The organism is Enterobacter sp. A103 (assembly GCF_034427535.1).
GTDB classification, from domain to species: Bacteria; Pseudomonadota; Gammaproteobacteria; order Enterobacterales; family Enterobacteriaceae; genus Enterobacter; species Enterobacter asburiae_B.
Genome location: NZ_JAXQPQ010000007.1, coordinates 122,085 through 143,189 on the forward strand (window position 1 = coordinate 122,085; position 21,105 = coordinate 143,189).

The window sequence follows — 21,105 nt, forward strand, 5'->3', positions numbered from 1 at the left end:
CGTTCAATCGGCAAAATTACGCCAGATATCCTGAATATCTTCCATCAAAAAGCCGCGGTAGAGCAAAAAGCGCTGGATTTTAACTTTTTCTGAAAACTCACGCGGCAGCGGTTCGCCGTATTTACGAATCGCCTGTTCTCTGGCCAGCTCGCACCAGTCAGTATCGCATTCGCGCATCGCTTTTTCGATGGACTCCCTGGCCACCCCTTTCTGGTTCAGCTCCTGCCGGATGCGCGCGGGCCCATATCCTTTACGGCCGCGGCTGGCGAGAAACCGTGAGGCAAAACGCTCGTCATCAAGATAACGATGCTCATAGCACCAGGCAATCACGCGGTCATAATCTTCCGCGGTGGCATCAATCTCTTCCGGCCCGTTTTTACTCATCACCGGAGCCGACAGTTTTCGCCGCAGCTCCTGTTCACTGTGGTCACGAACGGCCAGGATGCGCACCGCGCGGTCCAGTAAGCGTGCATACGCGGGTCGACGTGTTGTCGGTTCACTCATAAAAAACCTGCTGATTCAGAAATGCAAAAAGGGCCGCATCAGCAGCCCTTCATTTTTAAACGAAACAATTAAAAGTCTTCGTTAGTTTCTTCAGCATCCGCGGCATCGACCACGAAATCAGGTTTGGAGTCCTGGTTGTTCAGCAGAAGCTCACGCACCTTCTTCTCAATCTCTTTCGCCGCAGCCGGGTTCTCTTTCAGCCAGGAGATCGCGTTCGCTTTACCCTGACCAATCTTGTCACCGTTGTAGCTGTACCAGGCGCCCGCTTTTTCAATCAGCTTCTCTTTCACGCCCAGGTCAACCAGCTCGCCGAGGAAGTTGATCCCTTCGCCGTAGAGGATCTGGAACTCAGCCTGTTTGAACGGCGCAGCAATTTTGTTCTTCACAACCTTCACGCGGGTTTCGCTACCGACTACGTTTTCGCCCTCTTTCACCGCGCCGATACGACGGATATCCAGACGGACAGAGGCGTAGAATTTCAGTGCGTTACCACCGGTAGTGGTTTCCGGGTTACCGAACATCACACCAATTTTCATACGAATCTGGTTGATGAAGATCAGCAGCGTGTTGGACTGCTTCAGGTTACCCGCCAGCTTACGCATCGCCTGGCTCATCATACGTGCCGCGAGGCCCATATGAGAGTCACCGATTTCACCTTCGATTTCGGCTTTTGGCGTCAGTGCGGCAACGGAGTCGACCACGATAACGTCAACGGCACCAGAACGCGCCAGCGCGTCACAAATTTCCAGCGCCTGCTCACCGGTGTCCGGCTGAGAACACAGCAGGTTGTCGATATCCACGCCCAGCTTGCGGGCATAAACAGGGTCCAGCGCGTGCTCGGCATCGATAAACGCACAGGTTTTACCTTCGCGCTGTGCCGCGGCAATCACCTGCAGCGTCAGGGTGGTTTTACCGGAGGACTCTGGCCCGTAGATTTCTACGATACGGCCCATAGGCAGACCGCCAGCGCCCAGCGCGATATCCAGAGAAAGCGAACCGGTGGAGATGGTTTCCACATCCATGGAACGGTCTTCACCCAGGCGCATGATGGAGCCTTTACCGAATTGCTTTTCGATCTGGCCCAGTGCTGCCGCCAACGCTTTCTGTTTGTTTTCGTCGATAGCCATTATTACTCCTGTCATGCCGGGAGAAGCGACTGTGCTTCACCGTGGATTTCTGTTCTGTTGGTGCAATTATACTGTATGGTCATACAGTATCAAGTGTTTTGTAGAAATTGTTGCCAGAGCGTTTTTAACGCATAAACGGTTGCCTGACGACGCACGCTTTCGCGATCGCCGCTGAAGCACTCCCGGCGGGTGATCCCTTCCCCTTTGGAGGTGGCGAACCCAAACCAGACGGTGCCGACAGGCTTCACGTCGCTGCCGCCGTCCGGGCCCGCAATGCCGCTAATGGAAATCGCGTAGTCTGCCCGCGCCTCTTTGAGCGCGCCAATGGCCATCTCGATCACCACCGGTTCGCTGACCGCGCCATGCTGTTCAAGCGTGGATTCACGCACGCCAATCATCTGAGCTTTAGCTTCGTTACTGTAGGTCACAAAACCGCGTTCAAACCAGGCGGAACTGCCGGCAATATCGGTAATCGCTTTCGCCACCCAGCCGCCGGTGCAGGATTCCGCGGTGGTGATTGTCGCGCCACGCTGCTTCAGCGCAAGGCCAACGATCTCGCTAAGCTGCATCAATTCATGGTCAGTCATTCTCGCTCCAGGCATCAGAAAAACGTGCTGCACAAGATAGCATTTTCTCGTCAGATGTGGGGATGGACTTCAGGTTTTACGAGGGGGCTTCAGAAAAAAGCCGGTACGGACGCACCGGCGGTGGAAAGGTTATTTCATGCTGTCGGCGAGAGTGTTCACATTGTGGCGAAACGCCTTAACGTAGGTGTCAGCCACCCCACCTTTTGCCGACAGCGCTTCGGGGTAAAGCTCGCCCCCGGGCTGTGCGCCCGTCGCCGACGCAATCTGTTTCACCAGACGCGGATCGAGCTGATTTTCCATAAACCAGGTTTTCACGCCGTCGGCTTTGATCTGATTGATAATCTCAGCGACCTGCGCCGCGCTGGCTTCGCTCTCAGACGACAGCCCCTGCGGCGCCATAAACGTCACGCCGTAAGCGCGGCTGAAATAGCCGAACGCGTCATGGCTGGTCAGCACTTTACGCTTCGCCGGCTGAATCTGGCTAAAGCGCGTTTTGGCCCAGTTATCCAGCTGGCTAAGCTGCGCGATATACGTTTTGCCAGAGGCTTCCAGCGCGGCTTTGTCCTCAGGATCGGCTTTCACCAGCCCGTTCAGAATGTTTTGCGCATAGAGCGCCCCGTTCGCCGCGCTGTTCCACGCATGGGGATCGGTCACAGTCTTTCCATCTTCCTCAAGCGTGTGGGTTTTCACTCCTGTTGAGGCGACAACCAGTTGCCCTTTGAACCCGGAGGCTTTCACCAGACGATCAAGCCAGCCTTCCAGCCCCAGGCCGTTCACCACCACCACATCAGCCTTACTCAGGGCCGCGCTGTCTTTCGGCGACGGTTCAAAGGTATGCGGATCGCCGTCCGGCCCGACCAGCGTCGTCACGTTCACATGGTCACCGCCTACCTCCTGCGTAATATCACCCAGTATCGAAAAGCTGGTCACCACATTCAGCGTTTTCGCCATCACGCCGTGCGACATCATCCCCAGCGCGAGCGCCACTACAAATCCTGTACGTTTCATCGTTTCCCCTTGCGTTAAAAATACGCCCGCAGGCTGCCAGCGAGCCTGCTTCGCGTGCCCAGTAAAATGGAAATAAAGAACAGCGCGCTGGCGGTGAGCACGATGGACGGCCCGGCCGGGAGGCTCATCGCCCAGGAGAGGCTCAGCCCCAGCCATGCGCAGAAGATACCGCTGATACCCGCCATCAGAAGTAACGCTGGTAACGTGCGCACCCAGCAGCGTGCCGCCACGGCCGGAAGCATCATCAGCCCGACGGCCATCAGCGTGCCGAGCACCTGAAAACCGGCCACCAGGTTAAGCACCAGCAACGCCAGAAACAGTCCGTGCAGCAGGCCAGGCAGCCAGCGGGCGTTCACCTGCAGCCAGGCGGTATCAAACGCTTCCGTGACCAGCCCGCGATAAAACAGCGCCAGCGTGATAAGGGTGAACATACAAACGCCCGTAACAAACAGCGCGGCGTCGTTGTCCACGGCGAGGATGGAGCCAAACAGCAGATGCAGCAGATCGACATTCGACCCGCGCAGCGACACCAGCGTGACCCCCAGCGCCAGCGAGCCAAGATAAAACCCGGCAAAGCTGGCATCTTCTTTCAGGGGCGTGCGTCGACTGACCAGACCGGCCAGCAGCGCCACGGTAATTCCCGCGATAAAACCGCCAATACTCATCGCCAGCAGCGACATACCGCTGAGCAAATACCCCACGGCGACACCCGGCAAAATGGCGTGAGAAAGGGCGTCGCCCATCAGGCTCATCCGACGCAGCTGAAGAAACACGCCGAGCGCGGTGGTGCTGACCGAGAGCGCCAGGCAAACCACCAGCGCGCGACGCATAAAGCCGTACTCAATGAACGGCTGAAAAAAGAGATGCCAGATCATGCCACCCTCACCCGCTCGGTTTTCCACTGGGGAACGTCAGCATCCAGCCGCAGCGTCTGCGGAAAATGGCGCGACACGCGCTCGCTGTCGTGCAGTACCGCGAGCAGCGTTTGCCCCTGCATATACATCTCCAGCATCAGATCCATCAGCACGTTGCAGGTAGCTTCATCGACTCCGGTAAAGGGTTCATCCAGCATCACCAGCGGCGCCTGCTGCACCAGGACGCGGGCAAACAGCATGCGCTGAAACTGACCGCCGGAGAGTTCATCGATGGTGGATAACACCATGGACTCAAGCCCAACGCGCTCAAGCGCGCTGGCAATGCGCAACCGCGTTTCGCGACGAAACCCGGAAAAAAGCGACATGCCCGGCCAGCAGCCCATGCTTACCACGTCCTGTACGGTCAGCGGAAACTGCGCCTCCAGCGCGTGACGCTGTGCCAGCCAGCCGATTACCGGCCGCTTACCCTGCCAGCGGAAGCCGCCGCTGACGGGAGGAATAAATCCCGCCAGCGTTTTCAGCAGCGTGGATTTCCCGCAGCCGTTAGCGCCGATAATGGCGGTCATGCTGCCGCGCTCAATCGTGCCCGAAAGGGGCCGCGTAACGGGCTGACGTTCATATCCCGCGACCAGTTCATTCATCATAATCATGGCAATGCCACCGCCCAGCGCACGGCCAGCCCGATAAAGGCAACAAGCACCAGCGCCAGCAAAAGCCGAACCAGAGCAGACAGAGAAAAAAGGGACGTTGACATTCTGACACCACATTAAATGTTATAACATAACAATAATGAAAGACGGTGAAGATGTAAATGGCGGGTTCGAAAAGGGAGTGTGCCGAAATGTTTCTGCAGGAAATAGGTGCGCGCGGGTGCCCTCACCCCAGCCCTCTCCCACAGGGAGAGGGGGAATAAGATGACTTACTGACTAAACGGAGACGCTGCCGGCACGCGGGCCTGCGATACCGCCAGCCCCAGCTGCCATACGGCCATCGCATAGTGGGTACTGTGGTTATAACGGGTGATGGTGTAGAAGTTCGGCATGCCGTACCAGTACTGATAGCCCGTCCCGACATCCAGACGCAACAGACTTACCTGATCGACATTGCCCAACGGCTGGGTCGGTGTTAAGCCCGCCGCCGTCAGCTGCGCAACGCTGTATTTGGTTTTGAAGCCGTTTTCCAGCCCCGGTGCCTGACCGTTCGCCTGCACCGCCACCTGGCCGCCCGGCGTCCAGCCGTGCGCTTTGAAGTAGTTCGCCACGCTGCCGATGGCATCTACCGGATCCCACAGGTTGATATGACCATCCCCGTTAAAGTCGACGGCATATTGCTTATAGGAGGACGGCATAAACTGGCCGTAGCCCATCGCGCCGGCAAACGACCCTTTCAGATCGAGCGGATCGTCCTGCTCGCTGCGCGCCATCAGCAGGAAGGTTTCCAGCTCGGAAGAGAAATACTCCGCGCGGCGCGGATAGTTAAAGGAGAGCGTCGCCAGCGCATCCAGGATGCGGGTTTTACCCATCACGCGGCCCCAGCGGGTTTCCACGCCGATAATCCCGACGATGATTTCCGGCGGTACGCCGTACACCTGCCACGCGCGGTTGAGCGCATCTTCATACTGATTCCAGAACACCACGCCGTTTTGCACGTTGTCCGGGGTAATAAACTGTTTGCGGTAGCGCAGCCACGCGCCGTTCGGCCCGCTCGGCACCTGGGCGGTTGGAGCCTGCCTGTCCATCAGGCGCAGCACGTAGTCCAGTCGCTTGGCCTGAGACAAAATTTCGTGCAGCTGCTGTCTGTCAAAGCCGTGCTTGCTCACCATTTTATCGATGAACTGCTCGGCCGCCGGGTTATTCGCGAAGTCGCCGCCCATCTGCATCATATTGTGCTGCGGCTCCAGCAGGAATCCTCCGGAAGGCGCGCCCGCCGTTTGCTGAACGGCTTCGGTCTTAGGTTTGCTACTACAGGCAGACAGCAGAATAAGCGCAGGCAACAGCGCTGCATAACGACGCTTGAACATGAGACATCCATTTAACGGGTTCGATAAGAACCCAGTATGGTAAAGCATCCGCAACACCTCAAGGAAGCGGTACACGCCTCCCCCACGCAAATCCGCCCTTTTTTCCACCGAAAATCATTGACCCCATCAATAAACTTTCAAAATAATCCATTTTTCTTTCATTGTGAGATCTAACTAACACTTTAAAACCTTTCAAAGTGATTATTATTAGCCCCGCAACACAAAAACAAAAAAGCCTCACAGGAGAGAAGAATGATAGAAACCATCACCCACGGCGCCGAGTGGTTCATCGGGCTGTTTCAGAAGGGCGGAGAAGTGTTCACCGGCATGGTGACCGGGATCCTGCCCCTGCTGATCAGCCTGCTGGTGATCATGAACGCGCTGATTAACTTTATCGGCCAGCAGCGCATCGAACGCTTCGCCCAGCGCTGTGCCGGTAATCCGCTGTCCCGCTACCTGGTACTGCCGTTCATCGGCACCTTCGTGTTCTGCAACCCGATGACCTTAAGCCTCGGCCGCTTCATGCCGGAAAAGTACAAGCCGAGCTACTACGCCGCCGCCTCCTACAGCTGCCATTCCATGAACGGCCTGTTCCCGCACATTAACCCCGGCGAGCTGTTTGTCTATCTCGGGATCGCCAGCGGTCTTACCACGCTTGGCCTGCCGCTCGGCCCGCTGGCGGTGAGCTATCTGCTGGTCGGCCTGGTCACCAACTTCTTCCGCGGCTGGGTGACCGACCTCACCACCGCCATTTTTGAGAAAAAAATGGGCATCCAGCTTGAACAGAAAGTTCATCTTTCAGGAGCCACAGCATGAACCGGATCCGCATTGAGAAAGGCACGGGCGGCTGGGGCGGCCCGCTGGAATTCGACGCCACCGAAGGCAAAAAGATCGTCTACATCACCGCAGGCACGCGCCCGGCGATCGTCGACAGGCTGCGCGAGCTGACCGGCTGGGAAGCGGTCGACGGCTTCAAGGAGGGCGAGCCGCCGGAAGCGGAAATCGGCGTGGCGGTGATCGACTGCGGCGGCACGCTGCGCTGCGGTATCTATCCGAAGCGCCGCATTCCGACAGTGAATATTCACTCCACCGGAAAATCCGGCCCGCTGGCGCAGTACATCCTTGAGGACATTTATGTCTCAGGCGTGAAGGAGGACAACATCACTCTGGTGAATGGCACTGCCGCGCCGCAAAAAGCGGCCCCGCGCGAGTACGACACCAGCAAGAAAATCACCGAGCAGAGCGACGGCCTGCTGGCGAAGGTCGGGATGGGCATGGGGTCCGCCGTAGCGGTGCTGTTCCAGTCAGGGCGCGACACCATCGACACGGTGCTGAAAACCATCCTGCCGTTTATGGCATTCGTTTCGGCGCTGATCGGCATCATCATGGCGTCCGGCCTGGGCGACTGGATTGCCCACGGCCTCGCCCCGCTCGCCAGCCACCCGCTCGGGCTGGTGACGCTGGCGCTGATCTGCTCCTTCCCGCTGCTGTCGCCGTTCCTCGGCCCGGGCGCGGTGATTGCCCAGGTCATCGGCGTGCTGATTGGCGTGCAGATTGGTCTGGGGAACATTCCCCCGCACCTCGCCCTGCCCGCCCTGTTCGCCATTAACGCCCAGGCGGCGTGCGATTTCATCCCCGTAGGGCTGTCGCTGGCGGAAGCACGCCAGGACACCGTGCGCGTGGGCGTGCCGTCCGTGCTGGTGAGCCGCTTCCTGACGGGCGCGCCGACGGTGCTGATTGCCTGGTTTGTCTCCGGCTTTATTTATCAATAAGAGGTTCCTGCGATGACCGTGATTTACCAGACCACCATTACCCGCATCGGCCAGAGCGCGGCTGACGCGCTGAGCGACCAGATGCTGATCACCTTCCGCGAAGGAGCCCCGGCGGATATCGAAGAGTTTTGCTTTATCCACTGTCACGGCGAGCTGAAGGGCAAGCTGAAGGCCGGGAGCCAGCTGGAGCTGGGCGAGGCGCGCTATGCCGGCACCGCCGTCGGCGACGTCGCCGAGCAAAACCTGCGCGAGCTGGGCCACATCACCCTGCGTTTCGACGGCCAGCCGCAGGCCGAATATCCCGGCACTGTTCACGTGGCGGGCCCGGTTCCGCAGGCTGTCATCCCAGGCTGCACGTTAAAATTTGTTGCGTAATTTAAGGAGAAACACATGAGTCAGGTTGCCGTTGTCATTGGTGGAGGACAAACCTTAGGCGAGTTCCTCTGCCGTGGGCTTGCCGCAGAGGGCTACCGCGTGGCGGTAGTGGACATTCAGAGTGAAAAAGCCGCCCGCGTGGCGGACACCATTAACACCGAGTTTGGTGAAGGGATGGCGTACGGGTTTGGCGCCGACGCCACCAGCGAACAGAGCGTGATGGCGCTGGCCCGCGGCGTGGACGAGATTTTTGGGCGTACCGACCTGCTGGTCTACAGCGCGGGGATTGCGAAAGCGGCCTTTATCAGCGATTTCGAACTGGGGGATTTTGACCGCTCGCTGCAGGTGAATCTGGTGGGCTATTTCCTCTGCGCCCGCGAGTTTTCCCGTCTGATGATCCGCGACGGCATTCAGGGGCGCATCATTCAGATCAACTCCAAATCGGGGAAAGTGGGCAGCAAGCATAACTCCGGCTACAGCGCGGCGAAGTTTGGCGGCGTGGGGCTGACGCAGTCTCTGGCGCTGGATCTGGCCGAGTACGGCATTACCGTGCACTCGCTGATGCTGGGCAACCTGCTGAAATCGCCGATGTTCCAGTCCCTGCTGCCGCAGTACGCCACCAAGCTCGGCATCAAGGCTGAGGAAGTGGAGCAGTACTACATCGATAAAGTGCCGCTGAAGCGCGGGTGCGATTATCAGGACGTGCTGAACATGCTGCTGTTTTACGCCAGCCCGAAAGCCTCGTACTGCACCGGGCAGTCGATTAACGTCACCGGCGGGCAGGTGATGTTCTGATCGAGCGGCCTGATGCCCTCACCCTTACCCTCTCCCACCGGGAGAGGGAACAAAACAAGGAGCCGATATGGTCACCGCACTCATCACCCTCGCCGCCCTCGCCTGGATGTGCCAGATGGCGTTTGGCGGCTGGCAGATCCACCAGTTTAACCGCGCGTTTGACGCGCTGTGTCAGAAAGGTCGCGTCGGGGTCGGGCGTTCCGGCGGACGCTTCAAACCGCGAGTCGTCGTCGCCGTTGCGCTGGATGAAAACAATCACGTCTGCGATTCCCTCATCATGCGCGGCATGACCGTCTTTGCCCGACCGGTGAAAATCCAGGCAATCAACGGCATTTCGCTGCAGGAATTACGGCCTGATGTGATCTTTCCCCATGATCCACTCTGTCAGAATGCACTATCATTAGCGCTTAATCTGAAACATGGATAATTTCGTTGTGAAAGCTATAGACTTGCGAAATTATCATTTCGCAACCTAAGGAACGAAGCGCCTATGAAACCTCGTCAGCGGCAGGCGGCCATTCTCGAGCATCTGCAAAAGCAGGGAAAATGCTCGGTAGAGGATCTGGCCCACTACTTTGACACCACCGGCACGACAATACGCAAGGACCTGGTATTGCTCGAAAACTCTGGCGCCGTCATTCGAACCTACGGCGGCGTGGTGCTCAATAAGGACGAAGCGGACCCGCCTATCGACCACAAAACGCTGATCAATACCCACCAGAAAGCGCTGATTGCCGAAGCCGCCGTCAAATTTATCCACGATGGCGATTCCATCATTCTGGATGCAGGCAGCACCGTCCTGCAGATGATCCCGCTGCTCAGCCGCTTTAACAACATCACGGTGATGACCAACAGCCTGCACATCGTCAACGCCCTGTCGGAGTTCGACAGCGAGCAGACCATCCTGATGCCCGGCGGCACCTTCCGCAAAAAATCGGCGTCGTTTCACGGCCAGCTGGCGGAGAATGCCTTCGACCACTTCAGCTTTGATAAACTCTTTATGGGCACCGACGGCATCGACCTGAACGCCGGCGTTACGACGTTCAACGAGGTGTTCAGCGTCAGTAAAGCCATGTGCAACGCCGCGCGGGAAGTGATTTTGATGGCAGACTCGTCGAAATTTGGCCGCAAAAGCCCCAACATTGTCTGTAGCCTTGAAAGCGTCGATAAGCTGATTACCGACGCGGGTATCGACCCGGCGTTCAGGAAAGCGCTGGAAGAGAAAGGAATCGACGTGATCGTAACCGGAGAGAGAGATGAGTGATTTTCTGTTAGAAACGGGCCGCCAGACGCTGATGCTGGAACTGCAGGAAGCCAGCCGCCTGCCGGAACGTCTGGGCGAGGATTTCGTCCGCGCGGCCAACACCATTATCCACTGCGAAGGCAAAGTGATCGTGGCGGGCATCGGTAAATCCGGCCATATCGGCAAAAAGATTGCCGCGACGCTCGCCAGCACCGGCACCCCAGCGTTCTTCGTGCATCCGGCAGAGGCGCTGCACGGCGATCTGGGGATGATTGAAAGCCGCGACGTGATGCTGTTTATCTCCTACTCCGGTTCGGCCAAAGAGCTGGATCTGATTATTCCGCGCCTGCAGGAAAAATCGGTCGCCCTGCTGGCGATGACCGGAAAATCCCGCTCGCCGCTGGCGCTGGCCGCCAAGGCGACGCTGGATATTTCCGTTGAGCGTGAAGCCTGTCCGATGCACCTCGCCCCGACCTCCAGCACCGTTAACACCCTGATGATGGGCGACGCGCTGGCAATGGCGGTAATGCAGGCGCGCGGCTTTAACGAAGAAGATTTCGCCCGTTCGCATCCGGCGGGCGCGCTCGGCGCACGCCTGCTCAACAAGGTTCACCACCTGATGCGCACCGACGATGCCATTCCGCAGGTCAAGCTCGATACCAGCGTCATGGACGCGATGCTGGAGCTCAGCCGCACCGGCCTTGGGCTGGTTGCGGTGTGCGATGACGGCGGGAGCGTTAAGGGCGTGTTCACCGACGGCGACCTGCGCCGCTGGCTGGTGGGCGGCGGCAGGCTGGAAACCAAAGTGTCGGACGCCATGACCAAAGGCGGGCTGACGCTGAACGCCGAGAGCCGCGCCATTGAAGCCAAAGAGGTGCTGATGAAGCGCAAAATTACCGCCGCACCGGTGGTGGATGACGCCGGCAGGCTGTGCGGCGCCATCAACCTGCAGGATTTCTATCAGGCCGGGATTATCTAACCCTTCAGTCCCAGACGCTTCGCCAGCCTGTGCAGGTTGGCGACGTCCATCTCCAACGCCCGCGCGCACGCCGCCCAGCTGCGGTTATTCTGCTCCAGCGCGCGGGTAATCATCTGACGCTGAAATGTCTCCGTGGCTTCACGCAGATTTTCATTCGCTATCTCGGGTACTGCCTGGGCGACAGCCGGTGCGGTTTCATCCTGCAGCGCAAAATGCCGCGCGTGGAGCACCACTTCATTACCCGAACGCGTCGCCCGCGCCAGCACCACCGCGCGGTGGATCGCATGCTCCAGCTCGCGCACGTTGCCCGGCCAGCCGTAGCTCAGCAGATGCGACCTCGCACCCGGGCTCAGCACCACGCGGGAAAGCCCCATCCTGAGACGGCACTGCTCGCAGAAAAAGCCCGCCAGCAGCACCACGTCGTCCCCGCGCTCGCGCAGCGGCGGCACGGTAAGCGGGAACACGCTCAGGCGATGGAACAGGTCGGCGCGGAACTGCCCTGCCAGCACCGCTTCACGCAGGTCACGGTTGGTGGCCGCCAGCACGCGAACGTCCACTCTGTGGCTGCGGTCATCCCCCACGCGCTGGATGTCGCCGTACTGCAGCACGCGCAGCAGCTTGGCCTGCAGCGACAGGGAGAGCTCGCCGATTTCATCCAGAAACAGCGTGCCGTTATCGGCCATTTCGAACTTGCCGCTGCGGTTGCTGATGGCTCCGGTAAACGCCCCTTTTACGTGACCAAACAGCTCGCTTTCCGCCACGCTTTCCGGCAGCGCGGCGCAGTTGAGGTACACCAGCGGGTTCACCGCGCGCGGCGACGCTTCGTGAATGGACTTCGCCACCAGCTCCTTGCCGGTGCCGGTTTCCCCGAAGATCAGCACGTTCAAATCTGAGGCGGCGACAATCTCAATCTCTTTTTTGAGCTGCGCCATGCCCGGAGAGAGGCCGATCATCTCCGTGTGCGTCACCTGCTCAAACGCCGCCGGGCTACCGGGAAGAATGTTCTGGCTCTCCAGCTGTTCAATCAGCAGGGCATTGTTCAGCGCCCCGGCGGCCAGGGCGGCAATCAGACGCAGCTCTTCGTCGCTAAAGGTGTCAAACTGGTCCGGCGACAGGCCGTCGAGGGTCAGTGCGCCGATCAGGTTTTGTCCGGCAAACAGCGGCAGGCCGATACAGGCGTGCACCTTCAGGCTCTCCTGTCCGGGAATAAGCCCGTCGTACGGGTCGGGCAAGTCGCTGTCCGCCGGGAAACGCACCACGTCACCCGCGCGGGCGATAGTTTCCAGACGCGGATGGCCCTCAAGGGTAAAACGCCGCCCGAGCACGTCCTTCGCCAGCCCGTCGATAGCCAGCGGAATAAACTGCCGCCCCTCGTAGCGCAGCAGCGCGGACGCATCGCACTCAAGCACGTGGCGCAGCGTGGAGATCAGCCGCTGAAAGCGGTCCTGATGGCCGATACCGGTCTGCAGCTCAATGGCGATCTTCGCCAGCACGTCTACGGAAAAGCTCATAGTGACCTCGCTGTCATTTTGACAATGCATGTTGTCATATTGACACTAATTTTGATAGTCATAATGACTACCCATTACGGATCATAAAAATATTAATTAAGTAAAATCAATAAATTAAAAACTGGCACGCAACTTGATATAGGAAAACCATCTTATTTGAAAATGCTGTATTACGTAGAGGTTGCTATGTCTATTCTGGTTAAAAATAACATTCATTGGGTGGGTCAACGTGACTGGGAAGTGCGTGATTTTCACGGGACGGAATACAAAACGCTGCGCGGCAGCAGCTACAACAGCTATCTCATTCGTGAAGGTAAAAACGTGCTGATCGATACCGTCGATCACAAGTTCAGCCGCGAGTTCGTGCAGAACCTGCGCAGTGAAATCGACCTGGACGACATCGACTACATCATCATCAACCACGCGGAAGAGGACCACGCCGGCGCGCTGACCGAGCTGATGTCCTACATTCCGAACACGCCGATCTACTGCACCACTAACGCCATCGACTCAATCAACGGCCACCACCACCATCCGGAGTGGAACTTCCACACCGTGAAAACCGGCGACGCGCTGGATATCGGCAACGGCAAGCAGCTGATCTTCGTGGAAACCCCGATGCTGCACTGGCCGGACAGCATGATGACCTACATGACCGGCGACGCGGTGCTGTTCAGCAATGACGCCTTCGGCCAGCACTACTGCGACGAGCGCCTGTTCAACGACGAAGTGGACCAGACCGAGCTGTTCGAGCAGTGCCAGCGCTACTACGCCAACATCCTGACGCCGTTCAGCCGCCTGGTGACGCCAAAAATCACCGAGATCCTCGGCTTTAACCTGCCGGTGGAGATGATTGCCACCTCCCACGGCGTGGTGTGGCGTGAAAATCCCACCCAGATTGTGGAGCTGTACCTGAAATGGGCGGCGGACTATCAGGAAGACCGCATCACTATTTTCTACGACACCATGTCCAACAACACCCGCATGATGGCGGACGCCATTGCCCAGGGCATCAACGAAGTGGACCCCAACGTGGCGGTGAAAATCTTCAACGTGGCGCGCAGCGATAAGAACGAGGTATTGACCAACGTCTTCCGCTCTAAGGGCGTGCTGGTGGGTACCTCCACCATGAACAACGTGATGATGCCGAAAATTGCCGGTCTGGTAGAAGAGATGACCGGCCTGCGTTTTCGCAACAAGCGCGCCAGCGCCTTTGGCTCCCACGGGTGGAGCGGCGGCGCGGTAGACCGTCTCTCCACCCGTTTACAGGATGCGGGCTTTGAAATGTCCCTCAGCCTGAAGGCGAAATGGCGTCCGGATATCGACGCCCTGGAGATCTGCCGCCAGCACGGCCGCGACATTGCCCGCCAGTGGGCGCTCGCACCGCTTCCGCAAGCTGCCGAACCGACCGCACAGCAGGAAACCTGCGCCTGCGCCGCCGCGGCAGCCGCCGATCCCGGACCGCGCATGCAGTGCAGCGTCTGCCAGTGGATTTACGACCCGGCGCTGGGCGAGCCGCTGCAGGACGTTGCGCCAGGGACACCCTGGAGTGACGTGCCGGACAATTTCCTCTGCCCGGAATGTTCCCTCGGGAAAGACGTCTTTGACGAACTGGGTACGGAGGCAAAATGAGCAACGGGATCGTCATCATCGGCTCGGGCTTTGCCGCCCGCCAGCTGGTGAAAAATATCCGCAAGCAGGACGCCAGCGTGCCGCTGACGGTGATCGCCGCCGACAGCATGGACGAGTACAACAAGCCCGATCTGAGCCACGTCATTAGCCAGAATCAGCGCGCCGAGGACCTCACCCGCCAGACGGCGGGGGAGTTCGCGGAACAGTTTAACCTGCGTCTTTTTCCCTACACCTGGGTCACCGACATCGACGCCGCCGCCCACGTGGTAAAAGCAAAAGAGAAAACCTGGCAGTACGACAAACTGGTGCTGGCCACGGGTGCCTCTGCGTTTGTGCCGCCGGTTGAAGGCCGCGAGCTGACGATCACCCTCAACAGCCAGCAGGAGTATCAGGCCAGCGAAACGGCGCTTCGCGACGCGCAGCGGGTAATGATTGTTGGTGGCGGGCTGATAGGCACCGAGCTGGCGATGGATTTCTGCCGGGCGGGTAAATCCGTGACTCTGGTCGACCATGCGGCGAGCATTCTGTCGTCGCTGATGCCGGCAGAAGTAAGCAGTCGCTTACAGCATCGCCTGACCGACATGGGGGTGCATCTGCTGTTGAAATCGCAGCTGCAAAGCCTGAGCAAAACCGAAGGCGGCATTCGTGCCACGCTCGACCGCAGCCGCAGCGTTGAGGTGGATGTGGTAATCGCTGCAACGGGCCTGCGCCCGGAAACCGCGCTGGCGCATCGCGCAGGCGCCGAAATACAGCGTGGCGTGAAGGTAAATAGCTACCTGCAAACCACGCAACCTGATATTTACGCGTTAGGTGACTGCGCTGAAATTAACGGTCATGTGCTGCCATTTTTACAGCCAATTCAATTAAGTGCGATGTATCTGGCGAAAAATCTGCTCGGCGGCAGCGCGCCGCTGAAATTACCCGCCATGCTGATTAAAGTCAAAACGCCGGAATTACCGCTGCATCTTGCCGGTGAAACACAGCGTCAGGATCTGAACTGGCAAATTACCCTCGAACCGCAGGGAATGGTCGCGCGCGGCGCGGATAACGAGGGTCAGATTCGCGCTTTTGTGGTTAGTGAAGACCGGATGAAGGAGGCTTTCGCTCTGCTGAAACTGTTACCTGCTTAACCCTCGTTTTGCCGGGTAGCGCTTCGTTTACCCGGCCAACAGCAAGTCTACGCTGTCTTAATCTTTGGATTTTATTATTCACCGCCCCGATATTCCGGGGCTTTTTTTTACGTATTCTATTCATCAAATAAATGCAAAGTAGATATATCATCGCTATCAATCCCTTATTTATTATTTTCGTAAATACTTTAATCTGAAACAGATTAAAAACATCATCCAGCTTTATTATTGGCAGCCGACTCAGTCTGAAAAGACATCATCAGCAGGAGGCGAATCATGGCGAATTTTTATAAATAACTCAATTATCTTTCTCGTTATTTCACACAAGCGAAGAATGCGGAATATATTTAATTCCGCAAAAGTCCTATATTTTCAGCATCTTTTTATCGGTATGCCGCTATGCGCCAGCCATTGAGGAAGTCGCGGAGATTGCGCCGTGCAGGAGCCAGTTCAGGAACGTACCACCAGCGCGTCGTAGCCGCGCCAGCGGTAGTTGATCATGGAGATCAGCCAGCAGGCGACAAACAGCCCAACCACCACAAACCCGGCGTTGCCCAGATTGTCGTTTACCGTGCCAATCAGATCCCACACGCCGCCGCTGAGGGCAAATTTGTCCATCAGCAGACCCAGCGCTTCCAGCCCGCCGATAAACAGCGCCACCACCACGGAGGTGCCGGTGATGGTCATGTTGTAGTAGAGCTTGCGCTGCGGCTTGTTGAACGCCCAGCCGTAGGCGCCGACCATCAGCAGGTTATCGAGAGTATCCACCAGCGCCATGCCGCTGGCGAAGAGCGCCGGGAAGACCATGATTGACCACACCGACATCCCGCTTGACGCGCTGGCGGCAGAGATCCCCAGCACGCCAATCTCGGTGGCCGTGTCAAAGCCGAGGCCAAACAGGAAACCGACCAGGTACATCTGCCAGCTTTTATTCACCAGGCGGAAGGTTTTGCCAAACAGCCAGTTCATGACGCCGCCCTGGGCAGGAAGCGTGATGTCGCCCTGCACGGGCCTGCCCTGTTTCAGCGCCTGAAAACTGCGCCAGACGCCGCGCAAGATCACCATGTTCACCAGCGCCATCGCCAGCAGGAAGGTGGCGGAAACCGCGGTGCCAATCAGGCTGCCGGTTTCGTGGAACCATTCCATGTTTTTCTGAAACGCCGTCGCGGTAGCGGCGATAGCAATGGAGGCCAGCACCACGATGGTGGAGTGCCCCAGCGAGAACCACGCCCCCACGCCGGAAGGACGTTTGCCCTGCTGCATCATCTTACGCGTCACGGTATCAATCGCCGCGATGTGGTCAGCGTCCACCGCGTGACGCAGCCCGTAGCACCATGCTAGCAGGCTGGCGGCCATCAGCGCCGTGCTGCCGCTAAAAGCGTGCCATGCCCATCCCCAGGCCAGCAGGTTTGCCATTACCAGAGCCAGCAGCAGAAGCGCGGCGCGAGGTTCATTGCGTAAGAGTCGTAACATTTTAAGTCCTTTGTGAACATGACCGGGCAGCGGCGATCGCCGCCTGCCCGAAGGAGATCGCTCCGTCACCTGCGGGCAGGCGCGAAGGAAAAAGAAGCGTAAAGTCAGAAAGATAATGACGAAGCCGCGCGCGCAGCAGACGGTTGTGCAGCACGCCGCCGCTGAGACAGATTGTCGACAGCGACAGGCGTCGGGCATGGCGCGCGGCGAGTTCCGCCAGCCCTTTTGCCAGCGCGTCGTGAAACGCCCACGCGCGCTCGCAGGGCTCCGCCTGCCAGGCCAGCCACTGCTGCCAGAAAAGCGCAAGGTTGTCGACAGACAACGTCACCGGATGGTCGACGCCCGCGCACTGCGCCGCCAGCGCTTCCAGCCGGCAGGCCGCTTCACCCTCCCAGGATTGGGTTTCAATACCCAGCGCGCAGGCGACCGCATCAAACAGACGACCACAGGACGAGGCCTGCGGCGCGTTGATGCCGCGCCGGATCGCCGTTGCCAGCAGCGGCCAGTTTTCACGCTGAACCGCGCGCGTTTCCGGGTACTGCTGCCAGTCAGGGACAAACGCCAGGCAGTGGGCGAGTAAATTACGCCACGGCTGCCGCGCCGCCAGATCGCCCCCCGGCAGCGCAACGGCAGGCAGCCCGCCCAGACGCTCGCACGCGAGATAGCTCACCCGCAGGCACTCCCCGCCCCACAGCGCGCCGTTCTCGCCCATGCCGATCCCGTCCAGCGTCAGGGCAATCGCGTCTCCGCCGTCGAGCGGCCAGCCGTTCTCCACCAGGCACGCCGCCGCGTGGGCGTGATGGTGCAGCACGGTTTCGACCAGCAGCCCCTGCGCCTGCGCCCACCGTTGTGTGTGATAGCCTGGATGAGCGTCGCACACCACGCGATCCGGCTGAAAGGCGTAAATTTTCTGCATCAGCGATAGCGCACCGCGCCACTGCGCTTCGACGCCCTCGTCACCGAGATCGCCAAAATGCTGGCTCAGCACCGCCTGGCTGCCACGCACCAGGCAGAAGGTGTTTTTCATCTCCGCGCCGGTGCATAGCATGGCGGGGATATTCTCAAAACCCGCAGGCAGCGTAACGGCATCGGGCACAAAACCGCGCGCGCGGCGAAGCATCGCGCCGTCGCGATCCATCACCGAATCGTCCATCCGCTGCAGGATATCGCGGTTGTGCAGCAGGAAGCCGTCCGCGACGTCGCCGAGCTCATCCAGCGCCTGCTGGTTGGTCATGGCAGGCGGTCTGCCGCTGAGGTTGCCGGAAGTCATCACCAGCGGGCACCGGCAGTCCATCATCAGCAGGTGTTGCAGCGGGTTAGCGGGAAGCATGATGCCAATACAATCGAGCCCGGGTGCAATCCCTTCGGGAAATCCGGGAAGCGAGGCTTTTGGGGTCAGCACAATCGGCGCTGCGGAGGAGCGTAACAGCGTCTGGATCGCCTCCGGCACGCCGTCCGCATTCGGGATCATCACCGCCAGCGGCTTCGCGGGACGCTGCTTGCGTGCCCGAAGCGTCGCGACCGCCTGCGGATTACGCGCATCGCAGACAAGATGAAAACCGCCCAGCCCTTTAACCGCGACTATGCCTCCGCTTTTCAGCATCGCCACCGCCGCGCTCAGCGCGTCCTCGCGGGCTGCGGTGATGTTGCCCGCGCGCCATTCCAGCGCGGGCCCGCAGTCCGGGCAGGCTACCGGCTGGGCGTGAAAGCGGCGGTCAGCCGGGTTACGGTATTCCGTCTCACACGGCAGGCAGAGGGGAAATGCGGCCATTGACGTGGCCGGACGGTCATAGGGCATCGCGCGGATAATGGTAAACCGCGGCCCGCAGTGCGTGCAGTTGATGAACGGATAGCGATAGCGGCGCTCGGCAGGGTCGCGCATTTCAGCCAGGCACGCCGGACAGGTCGCGGCGTCGGGGACGATCTGGGTGTCCATCGCCCCGCCCGCGCTGTGGCGGATGGTAAAGTCCTCCGGCACCTGCGCCCAGGTAAACGGCTGCGTTTCAACGTGGTCAATGCGTGCCAGCGGTGGGCAGTCCTGATGCAGCCTCGCGGTAAAGGCCCCCCCATTACCCGCGAGGCGCACCAGCACGCCCTCTCCATCATTGCAGACGTCACCGGTCAACTGAAGCGCCTGCGCCAGCTGCCAGACGAAGGGACGAAACCCCACGCCCTGCACCTTGCCGCGCACGCGCAGCTGGACACCGTTACTGCACATACGGTTCAGAACAGCAGCGATGACGACGTGTCGAATGCCGCACGACGGCGCTTTTCGGCGCTCATCTGCTCAAGCTTCTCGCGATCCACGCAGACCAGCGCATGCGTCGGGCAGGCTTCCATGCAGGCCGGACCGGCGTCGCGGTGATAGCAAAGATCGCATTTGTTGGCTTCGGCTTTCTCCGCACGTACGCTCAGACCCATGCCGCTGTTGCGTACCACCGGACGAACAACCACCTCCATCGCGCCGTACGGGCAGGCGACCACGCAGGTTTTGCAGCCAATGCAGCGCTCCTGCATGACGTGCACAAAGCCTTTCTCGCGTTTAATCGCCCCGTTCGGGCAAACGTTCGCGCACGGTGCGTCTTCGCACTGGCGACAGATGGCGGCGGTGGAAATATTCACGCCTTTGATGACGTGGATGCGCGGCAGGAAGGTGTCAGGGGTGAGCGACGCGCAGTCCTGCTCCGCCTGATGGGAAACCACGCACGCCACTTCACAGGTACGGCAACCAATACACTTACTGGCATCGGCCATAATAAAACGGTTCATCTGCTTCTCCAGCATTACAGTTATGCGCGGAGATATTCATAAACCGTGCCAATAATTAACCTGTTGATTTTAGATGAATTTAACAATCACGATGGTGCTGTCATCGTCACTTATGACGATGACAGCTGTCGACATCAGCGGTGCGGGCCGTCAATAACGGAGTCGCGCAGGACAAGCTCGCCGGAGAAGGTTTGCTGATACTTAAACTCACCGCCGTCGAGCATGAAGATCAGGCGGCTGATGGTCTCTTTGATCATTTCCGTCACCGGAATACGCACGCTGGAGAGCGACGGCACGATGTAAGGCGCGATGGCCACGTCGTCGAAACCGATCACCGACACCGCGTCCGGTGCGGCCACGCCGCTGTCGTGGAGCTGCTTCATGGCGCCGATCGCCATGTCGTCATTACTCGCCACCAGCGCCGTAAACCGTTCACCGCGCGCAAGCAGTTCGGCAACCGCCGCCGCGCCGCTGGCGGGGTTCCACTTCCCCTGCGCAATAAGGCCTTCGCGCAGCGGAATAGCGTGCTGCGCCAGCGCGTCCTTGTAGCCGGAGAGACGCTCAACCCCGGTGGGAGAATCCAGCGAGCCGGTGATAAACGCGATCTCCCGGTGCCCTTTCGCAATCAGCTGCGACACCGCCTCCTGGCTGGAGGCTTTATGATCTGACCAGACGCAGTGGCTGCTGTTTTTCCGCAGGCGGCGGTTGAGCACCATAATCGGCTGCTCGCACTTCTCGACGATCTCATCCATCTCTTCCACGCTCAGGAAACGCGGATAGATAATCACCGCATCGCAGCGCATATCGAGCAGGTACTGGATCGCCTCGCGCTCTTCATCCGCGCTGTGCTTGCCGTCCGCGAGGATCAGCTGCCGCCCCTTTTCTTCCGTCATGCGCGCGGCGTGAAACAGCAGTTCGCTAAAGTAGACGCCGTGATAGAGGGTGTTCGTCACCACCAGCCCCAGCGTCTGGGTACGTTTGGTTGCCAGGTTTCGCGCCAGCAAATTCGGGCGATAGCCGCTCTCTTCAATGGCCTGAAACACCCGGTCTTTGGTCTCCTGGCTGACGTAGCCATTTCCCGACAGCACCCGGGACACCGTGGCTTTCGAAACGCCTGCCCGCTTCGCCACTTCAAGCATCGTGGTCATAGTGTTATTCCGTCTGAATCTGATGGAGCGCAGTGTACTGCACTGCAAAAAAATTGTCGCAGCGGTGAAATCACGCTTTCGATACCTCATTGCGATCTTCATCACGAAACGAAAAAATGGTCAAAAAGCGATCTTGTTTCATTCACAGAAACTCATG

Annotated in this window: 21 protein-coding genes; 9 read left to right on the forward strand and 12 right to left on the reverse strand. The window is 59.1% G+C overall.

Annotated elements, in window-relative coordinates; genetic code table 11:
• Window positions 1-3 precede the first annotated feature (3 nt).
• The 7 genes from recX to mltB all read right to left on the reverse strand — a co-directional run bounded on the left by recX (window position 4) and on the right by mltB (window position 6,121).
• Complete coding sequence (recX, locus tag SPH27_RS17935) at window positions 4-504, reverse strand: recombination regulator RecX (RefSeq protein ID WP_033146366.1); 501 nt, start codon at window positions 502-504, stop codon at window positions 4-6.
• Between the two features lie 68 nt (window positions 505-572).
• A complete protein-coding gene (gene recA / locus SPH27_RS17940) occupies window positions 573-1,631 on the reverse strand; it encodes a recombinase RecA (RefSeq protein WP_023308943.1) in 1,059 nt (352 codons plus the stop codon).
• 89 nt (window positions 1,632-1,720) lie between these two features.
• Entirely contained in the window at window positions 1,721-2,218 is a 498-nt protein-coding gene (gene pncC / locus SPH27_RS17945) for a nicotinamide-nucleotide amidase (RefSeq protein WP_023308944.1), read from the reverse strand.
• Between the two features lie 129 nt (window positions 2,219-2,347).
• Window positions 2,348-3,226 carry a metal ABC transporter substrate-binding protein gene (locus SPH27_RS17950; RefSeq protein ID WP_182071581.1) on the reverse strand — a complete coding sequence of 293 codons (879 nt, stop codon included), beginning with the start codon at window positions 3,224-3,226 and terminating at the stop codon, window positions 2,348-2,350.
• 14 nt (window positions 3,227-3,240) lie between these two features.
• Complete coding sequence (locus tag SPH27_RS17955; RefSeq protein ID WP_039263400.1) at window positions 3,241-4,101, reverse strand: metal ABC transporter permease; 861 nt, start codon at window positions 4,099-4,101, stop codon at window positions 3,241-3,243.
• Window positions 4,098-4,751 carry a metal ABC transporter ATP-binding protein gene (locus SPH27_RS17960; protein ID WP_182071580.1) on the reverse strand — a complete coding sequence of 218 codons (654 nt, stop codon included), beginning with the start codon at window positions 4,749-4,751 and terminating at the stop codon, window positions 4,098-4,100. Before SPH27_RS17960 ends, SPH27_RS17955 begins: the two co-directional genes overlap by 4 nt.
• A 269-nt stretch (window positions 4,752-5,020) precedes the next feature.
• Entirely contained in the window at window positions 5,021-6,121 is a 1,101-nt protein-coding gene (mltB, locus tag SPH27_RS17965; protein WP_170864504.1) for a lytic murein transglycosylase B, read from the reverse strand.
• A gap of 252 nt (window positions 6,122-6,373) precedes the next feature.
• Between mltB and srlA the strand changes: the two genes are divergently transcribed.
• From srlA to gutQ, 7 genes are all read left to right on the forward strand, one after another.
• The gene (srlA, locus tag SPH27_RS17970; RefSeq protein WP_023333189.1) at window positions 6,374-6,937 is read left to right on the forward strand and encodes a PTS glucitol/sorbitol transporter subunit IIC; all 564 of its coding nucleotides are present in this window, start codon (window positions 6,374-6,376) and stop codon (window positions 6,935-6,937) included.
• Window positions 6,934-7,893 carry a PTS glucitol/sorbitol transporter subunit IIB gene (locus SPH27_RS17975; RefSeq protein ID WP_023308950.1) on the forward strand — a complete coding sequence of 320 codons (960 nt, stop codon included), beginning with the start codon at window positions 6,934-6,936 and terminating at the stop codon, window positions 7,891-7,893. Before srlA ends, SPH27_RS17975 begins: the two co-directional genes overlap by 4 nt.
• A 12-nt stretch (window positions 7,894-7,905) precedes the next feature.
• Window positions 7,906-8,268, forward strand: a complete 363-nt coding sequence (gene srlB, locus SPH27_RS17980; protein ID WP_322435753.1) for a PTS glucitol/sorbitol transporter subunit IIA — start codon at window positions 7,906-7,908, stop codon at window positions 8,266-8,268.
• A gap of 15 nt (window positions 8,269-8,283) precedes the next feature.
• Entirely contained in the window at window positions 8,284-9,063 is a 780-nt protein-coding gene (gene srlD, locus SPH27_RS17985) for a sorbitol-6-phosphate dehydrogenase (RefSeq protein WP_023294411.1), read from the forward strand.
• Between the two features lie 67 nt (window positions 9,064-9,130).
• Complete coding sequence (gutM, locus tag SPH27_RS17990) at window positions 9,131-9,490, forward strand: transcriptional regulator GutM (RefSeq protein ID WP_096151472.1); 360 nt, start codon at window positions 9,131-9,133, stop codon at window positions 9,488-9,490.
• A gap of 63 nt (window positions 9,491-9,553) precedes the next feature.
• Entirely contained in the window at window positions 9,554-10,327 is a 774-nt protein-coding gene (srlR, locus tag SPH27_RS17995; RefSeq protein ID WP_021241949.1) for a glucitol operon DNA-binding transcriptional repressor SrlR, read from the forward strand.
• The gene (gene gutQ / locus SPH27_RS18000; RefSeq protein ID WP_033146372.1) at window positions 10,320-11,285 is read left to right on the forward strand and encodes an arabinose-5-phosphate isomerase GutQ; all 966 of its coding nucleotides are present in this window, start codon (window positions 10,320-10,322) and stop codon (window positions 11,283-11,285) included. The genes srlR and gutQ overlap by 8 nt, the downstream gene beginning before the upstream one ends.
• Here the strand turns inward: gutQ and norR are convergent.
• Window positions 11,282-12,796 (reverse strand): nitric oxide reductase transcriptional regulator NorR, encoded by a 1,515-nt coding sequence (gene norR, locus SPH27_RS18005; RefSeq protein WP_087823288.1) that lies wholly within the window; start codon window positions 12,794-12,796, stop codon window positions 11,282-11,284. The two genes, gutQ and norR, sit on opposite strands and share 4 nt — an antisense overlap.
• Before the next feature lie 186 nt (window positions 12,797-12,982).
• Here norR and norV point away from each other — a divergent pair, with 186 nt between their 5' ends.
• Together norV and norW are read left to right on the forward strand one after the other, a co-directional pair.
• Window positions 12,983-14,428 carry an anaerobic nitric oxide reductase flavorubredoxin gene (gene norV / locus SPH27_RS18010; protein ID WP_182071577.1) on the forward strand — a complete coding sequence of 482 codons (1,446 nt, stop codon included), beginning with the start codon at window positions 12,983-12,985 and terminating at the stop codon, window positions 14,426-14,428.
• Complete coding sequence (norW, locus tag SPH27_RS18015; RefSeq protein ID WP_182071576.1) at window positions 14,425-15,558, forward strand: NADH:flavorubredoxin reductase NorW; 1,134 nt, start codon at window positions 14,425-14,427, stop codon at window positions 15,556-15,558. Before norV ends, norW begins: the two co-directional genes overlap by 4 nt.
• Window positions 15,559-16,008: 450 nt before the next feature.
• Here norW and SPH27_RS18020 read toward each other — a convergent pair whose 3' ends face one another.
• From SPH27_RS18020 to SPH27_RS18035, 4 genes are all read right to left on the reverse strand, one after another.
• A complete protein-coding gene (locus tag SPH27_RS18020; RefSeq protein ID WP_182071575.1) occupies window positions 16,009-17,031 on the reverse strand; it encodes a HoxN/HupN/NixA family nickel/cobalt transporter in 1,023 nt (340 codons plus the stop codon).
• Between the two features lies 1 nt (window position 17,032).
• Window positions 17,033-19,249 (reverse strand): carbamoyltransferase HypF, encoded by a 2,217-nt coding sequence (gene hypF, locus SPH27_RS18025; RefSeq protein WP_182071574.1) that lies wholly within the window; start codon window positions 19,247-19,249, stop codon window positions 17,033-17,035.
• Between the two features lie 5 nt (window positions 19,250-19,254).
• Window positions 19,255-19,800 (reverse strand): electron transport protein HydN, encoded by a 546-nt coding sequence (hydN, locus tag SPH27_RS18030; RefSeq protein WP_039263391.1) that lies wholly within the window; start codon window positions 19,798-19,800, stop codon window positions 19,255-19,257.
• A gap of 134 nt (window positions 19,801-19,934) precedes the next feature.
• A complete protein-coding gene (locus tag SPH27_RS18035) occupies window positions 19,935-20,948 on the reverse strand; it encodes a LacI family DNA-binding transcriptional regulator (protein WP_182071573.1) in 1,014 nt (337 codons plus the stop codon).
• Window positions 20,949-21,105 lie beyond the last annotated feature (157 nt).